The following is a 10,308-nucleotide window of genomic DNA, read 5'->3' as shown; positions in this document are numbered from 1 at the left end:
CGGTCAACCGAGCACTCACGGCGCTGCGTGAGCTTCCCCTGCCCGCTGATGCGATTCTCGGCCCCGTGCCACTGGAGGGGGATGAGGGGCGCGTGCGTGCCCTTGTCCGCTTCGAATACGCCGCAGGCAGCACGGTCGCGAACACTCTGCGAGCAGCGGTGATCGCCGAGGCCGTAGCGCGTCGGCCCGGGCGGCGACGCGGCGGCCGCATCCCGCTCTCACTTCGGCTCGATATCCTCGATCCAGAGCTGTAACCCCTTTCCCTCCGGAGTACCTTATGCGTCTTGTCTTCGCCGGCACCCCCGCGGCCGCGGTGCCGACCCTTCGAACGTTGATCCGCGAGCACGAGATCGCCGCCGTCATCACCCGACCCGATGCGCCGCTCGGGCGCAAACGCGTTCTGACGCCGTCGCCGGTGGCGCAGGAGGCCGCCGACTACGATCTGCCGGTGATCAAGACGGCGCGCCTCGATCAGGAGGCGACCGAGCGCATCGCTGCGCTACGGCCCGAGCTCGGCGTGATCGTCGCCTACGGTGGCCTCGTCCGCGAGCCGCTTCTGTCGGTGCCCACCCACGGATGGATCAATCTGCATTTCTCCGTGCTGCCGCAGTGGCGCGGAGCGGCGCCCGTGCAGCGCGCGCTGATCGCTGGCGACGCCGAACTCGGCGCGAGCGTCTTTCAGCTCGTTCCCGCTCTGGACGCCGGCGATGTGTTCGCGGCGCGAACGGTGCCCGTTCCCGCCGACGCGGACGCGGATGCCGCCCTCAAGCTCCTCGCGCACGACGGCGCCGCATTGACGGCACAGGTGGTCGCCAACATCGAAGACGGCACGGCCCTCGCGCACCCGCAAGAGGGCCCGGTGACGGTCGCGCCGAAGCTCACGTTGGACGATGGCCTGCTGAACTGGGACGAGCCGGTGCAGTCGGTCTTCGCGCGCTGGCGCGGTGTGACCCCCGAGCCGGGCGCACACACGACGGTGGGCGATGTGCGCGTGAAGATCCTCGCTGCCGCACCGGCAGACACAGCCGAAGCACTGGAGCCAGGGGAGCTGCGTGCGACCAAGACGGCGCTGCTCATCGGAACGGCGACGCTGCCGCTGGCTGTCACGCGTGTTCAGCCCGCGGGCAAGGGCGCCATGAACGCGACGGACTGGTGGCGCGGCGTGCGTTCTGCACAGACTCTGCGAGCCGGACGATGAGCGGCCAGAGCCGGCGCTCCGCGCCCGCTGACGGGCAGCGCCGCGCGGTACAGCCCGCACGCCGGGTGGCGTATGGCGTACTGCGAGCGGTCAGCGAATCCGATGCCTACGCGAACCTGCTGCTTCCGACCGCGATCAATGAGGCGCAGCTGACACCGCAGGACGCGGCGTTGGCGACGGAACTGACCTATGGCACCCTCCGACGGCGCGGCACCTACGACGCGATCATCGCGTCAGCCGCCGGTCGCGGTGTCGACGAGATCGGCGCCTCCGTGCTCGATGCGCTTCGCCTGGCCACACATCAACTTCTCGCTACACGGGTCGCCTCGCACGCCGCGGTCAACGAATCCGTGAACCTCGTCGCCGCTGAGGCCGGACGCGGAGCATCCGGCTTCACCAACGCGGTACTGCGCCGCATCGCCCGCGAGACGCCGGGTACCTGGCAGGAGCGAATCGAGAAAGCCGCTCGATCCGACGATGAGCGACTGGGTCTGCGTACGGCTCATCCGGTCTGGGTCATCCGCGCCCTCCGGCGCGCTCTCGCCGCCGAAGGCCGGGCCGATGAGCTCGAAGCGCTCCTGGCGGCCGACAACGTCTCACCCGAGGTCACCCTCGTCGCGCTGCCCGGTCTTGCCGACCCCGGCGAACCACGGCGCCCGTATGCCCCGACGGCGTTCGGCTCGCCCGGGGGAGACCCTCAGCGGATTCTCGCCGCATCGCGGGGTACAGTGCGTGTCCAGGACGAGGGCTCACAGCTGGTCGCGCTGGCCTTGACCGCGGCGACTCCGATCGTCGCGGGAGAGCGGTGGCTGGATCTGTGTGCCGGGCCAGGGGGAAAGACCGCTCTGCTCGCGGCCATCGCCCATCAGCACGGCGTCACACTGGAGGCGAACGAGATCGCTCCGGCACGAGCGGGACTCGTGCGCGCGGCGCTGAAGCCCGTGCCCGGGGATGTCGTCGTGCACGAAGCCGATGGCCGCGACTTCACCGCCGCGCACCGCGGCGGTTTCGACCGCATCCTCGTCGATGCCCCCTGTACGGGGCTCGGCGCCTTGCGCCGCCGCCCCGAAGCGCGCTGGCGCAAGATCCCCGCAGACGTCGCCGAACTCGCCCCGCTCCAGGAGGAACTGCTCGCCGGCGCGCTGGAAGCACTGGCTCCCGGGGGCATCGTCGCCTATGTCACGTGCTCTCCGCATCTCGCCGAGACATCGGGGGTCGTCTCCTCCGTGCTGCGCGAGCGCACCGACATCGTGCAGCTCGACGCCGCGACGGTGATGCGCGAGGTCGCCGAGCGGCCCATCGACCTCGCCGCCACCGAATCCGGGAACGTACAGCTGTGGCCGCACCGCCACGGCACCGACGCCATGTTCCTTGCGCTGCTACACAAGACGAGAGAATGAGACTATGACGCTTCCCGCCGCGCCCCGTATCAATCCCAGCATCCTCGCCGCTGATTTCGTCAATATGCAGGCCGATCTCGAGCGCATCGCCAGCGCGGACTACGCGCACGTCGATGTCATGGACAACCACTTCGTGCCCAACCTGACGTTCGGCCCGCAGATGGTCCAGCGCATTCAGGAGACCAGCCCGATCCCGCTGGACGTGCACCTCATGATCGCCGACCCCGACCGGTGGGCACCCGATTACGCCGAGCTCGGTGCGGCAAGCGTGACCTTTCATCTCGAGGCCGCAGCCGATGCGGTCGCGCTGGCCAGGAGACTGCGCGACGTCGGTTCTCGCGCCGGTGTCGCCATCAAGCCCGAGACACCGGGCGAGTCGCTGATCGAGCTGTTCGACGAGTTCGATCAGATTCTCGTGATGACAGTGGAGCCGGGCTTCGGCGGTCAAGGATTCATGCCCGAGACCATGCCGAAGCTGCGTTCCCTCGTCGACGCGGCCCGCCAGCGGGGATCGCAGATCTGGTTCCAGGTCGACGGCGGAATCAGCGACGACACGATCGCCCAGGCGGCTGAAGCAGGGGCCGACACATTCGTCGCCGGGTCCGCCGTATATGGCGCAGCGAGCGTCGAGACAGCCATCGCCGGGCTTCGAGAGCGTGCGCGAGCCGCTAGCCTGGGAAGGTGAAGACTTTCGACGAGCTTTTTGCTGAGCTCAGCCTCAAAGCCGAAACGCGTCCTGCCGGCTCGGGCACGGTCGCCGAACTCGACGCCGGTGTGCACACGATCGGCAAGAAGATCGTGGAAGAGGCCGCCGAGGTGTGGATGGCGTCCGAGTACGAATCGGATGCCGAGGCAGCCGAAGAGATCTCGCAACTGCTGTACCACCTCCAGGTGATGATGCTCGCGAAGGGGCTCACGCTGGAAGACGTGTACCGACATCTCTGATGCGCTCCGCCCCGTTCCCTCAGATGTGAAAGAAAACCATGCTGCGCATTGCCGTTCCCAACAAGGGCTCGCTCGCCGAGACCGCCGCCGAGATGCTCGCCGAGGCCGGTTACGCCGGTCGGCGTGATTCCAAGACCCTGCACGTGATCGATGCCCACAACGGCGTCGAGTTCTTCTTCCTCCGTCCGCGTGACATCGCCACGTACGTCGCGTCCGGAGCGCTCGATGTCGGCATCACCGGCCGCGATCTTCTGCGCGATGTGCCTGACCAGCAGGCGCGAGAGATCCAGGCGCTGGGCTTTGCCCGATCGACCTTCCGGTTCGCGGCTCCGGCCGGCCGCTACAGCTCGATCGAGGATCTCGCCGGCACGCGAGTCGCGTCGGCGTATCCCGGCCTGGTCGATGTCTTCCTGCGCGAGCAGGGAATCGAAGCCACGCTCGTGTCCCTCGACGGCGCTGTGGAGTCTGCCGTGCAGCTCGGAGTGGCTGATGCGATCGCCGATGTCGTCGAGACCGGCACGACGCTGCGCCAGGCTGGGCTCGAGATCTTCGGCCCGGTCATCATCGAATCCGAGGCAGTGCTGATCAGCCGTCCCGGCGACGCCGAAGGAACCGAGCGGCTTCTGCGGCGTCTGCGCGGCGTGATCGTCGCCCGCCAGTACGCACTGCTCGATTACGACCTTCCGCGCGAGCTGCTCGAACGGGCGGTGGCCATCGCCCCCGGACGCGAGTCACCGACGATCTCGCCGCTGCAGGACGAGAAGTGGGTCGCCGTTCGCGTCATGGTGCCGCGAAAGAACATCAACACGGTCATGGACGAGCTCTACGACCTCGGCGCGCGGGCGCTGCTGGTGACCGCCATCGACGCCGCGAGACTCTGATGACGCTCACCACACGTGTCATTCCCTGTCTCGACGTGGCTGCCGGTCGCGTCGTCAAAGGTGTGAACTTCGAGAATCTGCGCGATATGGGCGATCCGGTCGAACTCGCGACGCACTATGCGGCCCAGGGAGCGGATGAGATCACCTTCCTCGACGTCACGGCGACCGTCGACGATCGCTCCACCACATACGACGTCGTACAGCGCACGGCTGAGCACGTGTTCGTTCCGTTGACGGTCGGCGGAGGAATACGCAGTGTCGATGACGTCGCTCGTCTGCAGGGCGTCGGCGCCGACAAGGTCGGAGTCAACTCCGCCGCTATCTCGCGCCCCGAGCTCATCGGTGAGATCGCCGATCGCTTCGGATCGCAGGTGCTCGTCCTCTCGCTCGATATCAAACGAGCGGATGCCACAGCATCCGGGTTCGTCGTGACCACACATGGCGGCCGCACCGTGACCACGCTGGATGCCGTCGAGTGGGCGACGGAGGCCATCGAGCGCGGTGCCGGCGAGCTGCTGGTGAACTCGATCGACGCGGACGGCACGAAGGACGGCTTCGACCTGGAACTCATCCGGCTCATGCGCGAGGTCTCATCGGTTCCGGTGATCGCCTCCGGCGGCGCCGGCGATGTCAATGATTTCGCGCCCGCGGTGACCGCCGGCGCCGATGCCGTCCTGGCCGCGAGCGTCTTTCACTCGGGTCTGCTCACCATCGACGCGGTGAAGGCAGCCATGCGCGCAGCGGGGGTCAACGTACGGTGACCGATCTCGACACGCGCATCGCCCAGGTCGCTTGGAACGCGGACGGACTCGTCCCCGCCATCGTGCAGCAGTGGGATACCCGCGAGGTGCTCATGCTCGCCTGGCTCGACGCCGAGGCACTCAGGCGCACCCTGACCACAGGTCGGGTGACGTATTGGTCGCGTTCTCGTCAGGAGTATTGGCGCAAGGGCGACACCTCCGGAAACATTCAACGCATCCACGAAGCGCATCTGGACTGCGACGGAGACGCCGTTCTTCTGCTGGTCGACCAGAGCGGGCCCGCCTGCCACACCGGCACGCGCACGTGCTTCGATGCCGTCGACCTCGAAGCTGTCAACGGCATCGAAGCTGATGACGCGGAAGTCGGCGACCGATGACGCTGTCACGCCGCGGCCGGAGCCTGGCCGCCAGTGCCTTCCTGCTCGCCGGGGGCATCGGCATCATCTCATCGACGCAGACGTGGCTCACGGTCGTGAGAGCGGACGCCGGTGAGCCGATCCTCGTTCCCGGCGCGGACGCGGTCCCGCTTCTGGCACCGCTGAGCCTTGCAGTGCTGGCACTCGGCGCCGCGCTCGCCATCGTCGGCATCGTGCTGCGCTACATATTCGCCGCTCTGGCGCTGGCGGGCGCGGCGCTGCTGACCTGGTGGACGGCCGAGATCCTCGTCTCGACGCCGTTCTCGGCTGTTGCACCGACCGTGACAGAGGCCACCGGGCTCGCCGGAGCAAGCGCGATCGACGAGGTGATCGCGACGATAGAGGCGTCGTTGTGGCCGACGATCACCCTGGTCGGCTGGGCCATCCTGCTTGTGGCATCCGTCTTCGCTCTCGTGTCTGCTCACCGCTGGAGGCGCGGAGGGAGGCGATTCCGCACCGACGCCACAGCGCGCGCCACAGACACCGGGCCCGTCGACGCGATCGATTCGTGGGACGAGCTCTCGCGTGGCACCGATCCAACCCGATGACCCCGATAGACTGGTGAAAACACCCCTTGATCGCCTCGGAGGAGAACCATGACCAACCCGATCGCTGACCCCGGCCACGGACATTCGCCGGCGGCCTGGACCGCCGTGGTCGTCATGCTCATCGGGGTCACAGCCGGCACTGTGGCCTTCTGCCTGGAGGCACCGCTGTTCGTCTGGATCTCGGTCGGCGTCGTCGTCATCGGTGCCCTGCTCGGCCCGATTCTGGCGAAGGCCGGATGGGGTGTGAACGGGCCCAAGTACACGCCGAAGGGTCACTAATGGTGCTCGCCGACCTCACGGCCGGCGCAGTCGAAGACGCCGAGCGCCGCGCGCAGACACGTCCTCTCGCCGAGGTCGAGAAGGCTGCCCTTGCTCGTCCGGCGCCCAAAGACGCACGCGCAGCGCTGGCGCCGGCCGCACGGGTCAAGGTCATCGCCGAGGTCAAACGCGCCAGCCCTTCCCGCGGTGCCCTCGCTGAGATCCCCGATCCTGCGCACCAGGCGCAGCTGTACGAGACCGGTGGCGCTTCGGCCATCAGCGTGCTGACCGAAGAACGCCGTTTCGGCGGCAGCCTGGCAGACCTCGAGGCGGTGACGGCGCAGGTGTCGCTTCCTGTGCTGCGCAAAGACTTCATCGCGACGCCTTACCAGGTGCTTGAGGCCCGTGCGGCCGGGGCTGACCTGGCGTTGCTGATCGTGGCCGGTCTCGAGCCGAAGACGCTGCGTGAGCTGTTCGCCCTGATCACCGAGCTCGGCATGACGCCGCTGGTCGAGACGCACTCCGCCGATGAGCTGGAAGCGGCCATCGACCTCGGCGCCTCGGTCATCGGCGTCAACGCACGCGACCTCACGACGCTCGAACTGGATCGGGATCTCTTCGCCCGTCTGGTCGATCGCATCCCCGACACGGCGGTGAAAGTGGCGGAATCAGCCGTACTCGAGCCGGCGGACGTCGCCCGTTACCGTTCGGCAGGCGCCGATGTCGTGCTGATCGGCGAGGCGCTGGTGACGGGGGATCCCGTCGCCACTCTGACAAGCTTCCTGGAGGTGGGATGAGTCTGCGCGACCAGCCGGGGCCGTTCTTCGGCGACTTCGGCGGACGATACATGCCGGAGTCCTTGATCTCGGCGATCGACGAGCTCACCGTCGCGTACGAGGCGGCCATTGCCGACAGCGCCTTCCGTGCCGAGTTGGCTGGACTGCTCGGTTCATACGCCGGGCGTCCATCTGCTCTCACGGAGGTCGCGCGCTTCGCCGAGCATGCCGGTGGTGCGCGGGTGTTCCTCAAGCGTGAGGATCTCAACCACACCGGAAGCCACAAGATCAACAACGTCCTGGGGCAGGCCTTGCTCACCAAGCGCCTCGGCAAGACGCGGGTGATCGCCGAGACCGGTGCCGGACAGCACGGAGTCGCCTCGGCGACCGCGGCCGCGTTGCTGGGGCTGGACTGCACGATCTACATGGGCGAGGTCGACACCGAGCGCCAAGCGCTCAATGTCGCTCGGATGCGGTTGCTCGGTGCCGAAGTCGTACCGGTGACGACCGGATCGCGAACACTCAAGGATGCCATCAACGAGGCCTACCGCGACTGGGTAGCCACGGTCGAGACCACCAACTACCTCTTCGGCACCGCAGCGGGTCCGCATCCGTTCCCGGCGATGGTCCGCGATTTCCAGAAGATCATCGGCGAAGAGGCCAGGCAGCAGCTGCTGGACGAGCTCGGCAGACTGCCCGACGCCGTCGTCGCCTGCGTCGGCGGGGGCTCGAACGCCATCGGCATGTTCGACGCCTTCCTCGACGATGCCGAGGTGAAGCTGTACGGTGTCGAAGCGGCCGGCGATGGCGTCGACACCGAGCGCCACGCGGCATCCATCGAGCGCGGTCGGCCCGGTGTCCTGCACGGGGCCAGAACCTTCGTGCTGCAAGACGACGACGGGCAGACTGTCGAGTCGCACTCCATCTCGGCGGGCCTTGACTACCCAGGCGTCGGCCCCGAGCACTCATGGCTGTCCGCCATTGGCAGAGCGGAGTACATTCCCGCCACGGACGATGAGGCCATGCAGGCACTGCGACTTCTCAGCCGCACCGAGGGGATCATCCCGGCCATCGAGTCGGCGCACGCCCTGGCAGGCGCCCAGCGCATCGGCGCGCAGCTCGGCCCGGACGCCGTGATCGCGGTATGCCTCTCGGGCCGAGGCGACAAAGACATGGACACCGCGGCACGCTATTTCGAGCTGTATGACGAGACGGTCCACGCCGAGGGGGATCAGCGATGAACCGCGTCGAATCGGCGATCCAGAAGGCACAGGATGCCGGGCGCGGAGCGTTCATCGGCTACCTGCCGGTGGGTTTTCCTGATCTCCCCACGAGCGTCCAGGCCGCCCTCACCCTCGCCGAGAATGGCGTCGACATCATCGAGCTCGGTCCGCCATACAGCGATCCCGTGATGGACGGGCCCGTCATCCAGGAGGCGACGCAGGCCGCTCTCGCGGCTGGCTTCCGCATGACAGACCTCTTCACCGCCGTTCGCGAGATCACGGCGGCCACCGATGTCCCGGTTGTCGTCATGACCTATTGGAACCCGGTGCTGCAGTACGGCGTCGATCGTTTCGCCGACGACTTGCTGGCAGCCGGCGGTGCAGGAGTCATCACCCCCGACATCACGCCCGAAGCCGCGGGGGAGTGGATTGCTGCGAGCAAGCGCACCGGTCTCGACCGCATCTTCCTCGCCGCACCGACCTCGTCGGATGAACGACTCGAGTTGGTGGTCTCCTCATCGACCGGCTTCATCTATACCGTCTCGACCATGGGGATCACCGGCGAGCGTGCGGAGCTCGATCAGGCGGCGTGGACGCTCGTCGCGCGACTGCGTGCTCAGGGCGCGCAGCGGGCCTGCGTCGGTATCGGCATCTCGAATGCCGACCAGATCGCCGGAGTCGTCGAGTACGCAGACGGCGCGATCGTCGGCACCGCTCTCGTCCGCGCGCTTCGCGATGGGGGTCTTCCCGCCCTCGCCGAGGTCACCAGAACCCTAGCTGCCGGCACTTCGTCTGCAGTCCCGTCACACGAGAACTAGAATCGCACTCATGCCTCTCGCGCTTCACAGCACCTTCGCCGGTGTGGTCACCAGCATTCCCAGCCCGCCGCTCAGCTACTTCGACCTCGGCCCGTTGCGGATCCACTTCTACGCGCTGTGCATCATCGCCGGCATCATCGTCGCCACGCTGTTGACCAATTACCGGTTGACCAAACGCGGCGGCGAACCGTGGGTCGTCATCGATATCGCGATCCTCGCGGTGCCACTCGGCATCATCGGTGCCCGGATCTTCCATGTGCTCACCCACCCGGATTTCTACTTCGGGCCGGGTAAGAACACCTGGAACCCGTTCGAACCGGGCTCGGTGTGGGCGATCTGGGAGGGTGGCATCGCGATCTTCGGCGCGCTGATCGGCGGCGCCGTCGGCGCCTACCTCAGCTGCAAGTGGACCGGCATCCGATTCTGGAGCTTCGCCGATGCCCTGGCACCCGGGCTGCTGCTCGCGCAGGCGTTCGGCCGTTTCGGCAACTGGTTCAACCACGAGCTCTTCGGCCTTCCGACTGATCTGCCCTGGGGCCTGGAGATCGGATCCGACAACCCGGCGTTTCCTCCGGGGCTCGCCGAGGGCACGCTGTTTCACCCGACCTTCCTGTACGAGGTGATCTGGAACACCCTCGGTGTCGTGTTCATCATCTGGATCGGGCGTCGCCTGCACCTGCAGTGGGGCAAGGTGTTCGCCGTCTACCTGATCTGGTATGGAGCCGGACGCATCGTCTGGGAGTCGATCCGCATCGATCCGAGCGAGATCATCTTCGGCCTGCGCAGTAACGTATGGGCGGCGATCATCGGGGTCGTCGTCGGCATCGCGATCCTGTTCATCCAGACAGCTCGCCACACCGGCCGCGAGAGCTCACCCTACGCACCAGGGCGATCCCGGAAGGATTCTGACCCTGATGTACAATCGCAGGACAGTCTCGATGACTTCGTCGATGTGAGCGAGCCTCCGGTCGAAGTCCCCGCAGGAGCTACAGCCACAAGCGCCGCTGCTGCAGACGAGGACGGCACCCGATAAGCCTCCTCGTGTGAGGCATCCACTGAACGAGCGGGCCGACGTCGTCCCCTG

13 protein-coding genes and 1 pseudogene are annotated in these 10,308 nt (G+C 67.3%); all 14 read left to right on the top strand.

Going from position 1 to position 10,308, the window contains the following annotated elements:
- Positions 1–254: pseudogene (locus Q1J95_RS00895) on the top strand (primosomal protein N'); the annotation flags it as partial.
- Positions 255–277: 23 nt separating this feature from the next.
- Positions 278–1,198 carry a methionyl-tRNA formyltransferase gene (locus Q1J95_RS00890; protein ID WP_300265186.1) on the top strand — a complete coding sequence of 307 codons (921 nt, stop codon included), beginning with the start codon at positions 278–280 and terminating at the stop codon, positions 1,196–1,198.
- Complete coding sequence (locus Q1J95_RS00885; protein WP_300265183.1) at positions 1,195–2,598, top strand: transcription antitermination factor NusB; 1,404 nt, start codon at positions 1,195–1,197, stop codon at positions 2,596–2,598. Before Q1J95_RS00890 ends, Q1J95_RS00885 begins: the two co-directional genes overlap by 4 nt.
- Before the next feature lie 4 nt (positions 2,599–2,602).
- Positions 2,603–3,283 (top strand): ribulose-phosphate 3-epimerase, encoded by a 681-nt coding sequence (gene rpe, locus Q1J95_RS00880; RefSeq protein ID WP_300265180.1) that lies wholly within the window; start codon positions 2,603–2,605, stop codon positions 3,281–3,283.
- The gene (locus tag Q1J95_RS00875; RefSeq protein WP_300265177.1) at positions 3,280–3,543 is read left to right on the top strand and encodes a phosphoribosyl-ATP diphosphatase; all 264 of its coding nucleotides are present in this window, start codon (positions 3,280–3,282) and stop codon (positions 3,541–3,543) included. The genes rpe and Q1J95_RS00875 overlap by 4 nt, the downstream gene beginning before the upstream one ends.
- Positions 3,544–3,581: 38 nt before the next feature.
- Positions 3,582–4,424 (top strand): ATP phosphoribosyltransferase, encoded by an 843-nt coding sequence (gene hisG, locus Q1J95_RS00870; protein ID WP_300265174.1) that lies wholly within the window; start codon positions 3,582–3,584, stop codon positions 4,422–4,424.
- A complete protein-coding gene (gene hisF / locus Q1J95_RS00865) occupies positions 4,424–5,185 on the top strand; it encodes an imidazole glycerol phosphate synthase subunit HisF (protein ID WP_300265171.1) in 762 nt (253 codons plus the stop codon). Before hisG ends, hisF begins: the two co-directional genes overlap by 1 nt.
- Complete coding sequence (hisI, locus tag Q1J95_RS00860) at positions 5,182–5,562, top strand: phosphoribosyl-AMP cyclohydrolase (protein ID WP_300265168.1); 381 nt, start codon at positions 5,182–5,184, stop codon at positions 5,560–5,562. Before hisF ends, hisI begins: the two co-directional genes overlap by 4 nt.
- Entirely contained in the window at positions 5,559–6,149 is a 591-nt protein-coding gene (locus Q1J95_RS00855; protein WP_300265165.1) for a Trp biosynthesis-associated membrane protein, read from the top strand. Before hisI ends, Q1J95_RS00855 begins: the two co-directional genes overlap by 4 nt.
- Before the next feature lie 48 nt (positions 6,150–6,197).
- The gene (locus Q1J95_RS00850; protein WP_300265162.1) at positions 6,198–6,428 is read left to right on the top strand and encodes an HGxxPAAW family protein; all 231 of its coding nucleotides are present in this window, start codon (positions 6,198–6,200) and stop codon (positions 6,426–6,428) included.
- A 2-nt stretch (positions 6,429–6,430) separates the two neighbouring features.
- Positions 6,431–7,204 (top strand): indole-3-glycerol phosphate synthase TrpC, encoded by a 774-nt coding sequence (gene trpC, locus Q1J95_RS00845; RefSeq protein ID WP_300265197.1) that lies wholly within the window; start codon positions 6,431–6,433, stop codon positions 7,202–7,204.
- Positions 7,201–8,424: a tryptophan synthase subunit beta gene (gene trpB / locus Q1J95_RS00840; protein ID WP_300265159.1), complete on the top strand. Its 1,224-nt coding sequence runs from the start codon at positions 7,201–7,203 to the stop codon at positions 8,422–8,424. Before trpC ends, trpB begins: the two co-directional genes overlap by 4 nt.
- Entirely contained in the window at positions 8,421–9,224 is an 804-nt protein-coding gene (gene trpA / locus Q1J95_RS00835; RefSeq protein WP_300265156.1) for a tryptophan synthase subunit alpha, read from the top strand. The genes trpB and trpA overlap by 4 nt, the downstream gene beginning before the upstream one ends.
- A 10-nt stretch (positions 9,225–9,234) precedes the next feature.
- A complete protein-coding gene (gene lgt / locus Q1J95_RS00830; protein WP_300265153.1) occupies positions 9,235–10,257 on the top strand; it encodes a prolipoprotein diacylglyceryl transferase in 1,023 nt (340 codons plus the stop codon).
- The last annotated feature ends 51 nt before the right edge of the window (positions 10,258–10,308 follow it).

This window comes from Microbacterium sp., from assembly GCF_029263575.1.
Lineage (GTDB): Bacteria > Actinomycetota > Actinomycetes > Actinomycetales > Microbacteriaceae > Microbacterium.
The sequence above is the reverse complement of the archived record's forward strand: the minus strand, read 5'-3'. Positions and strand labels throughout refer to the sequence as shown.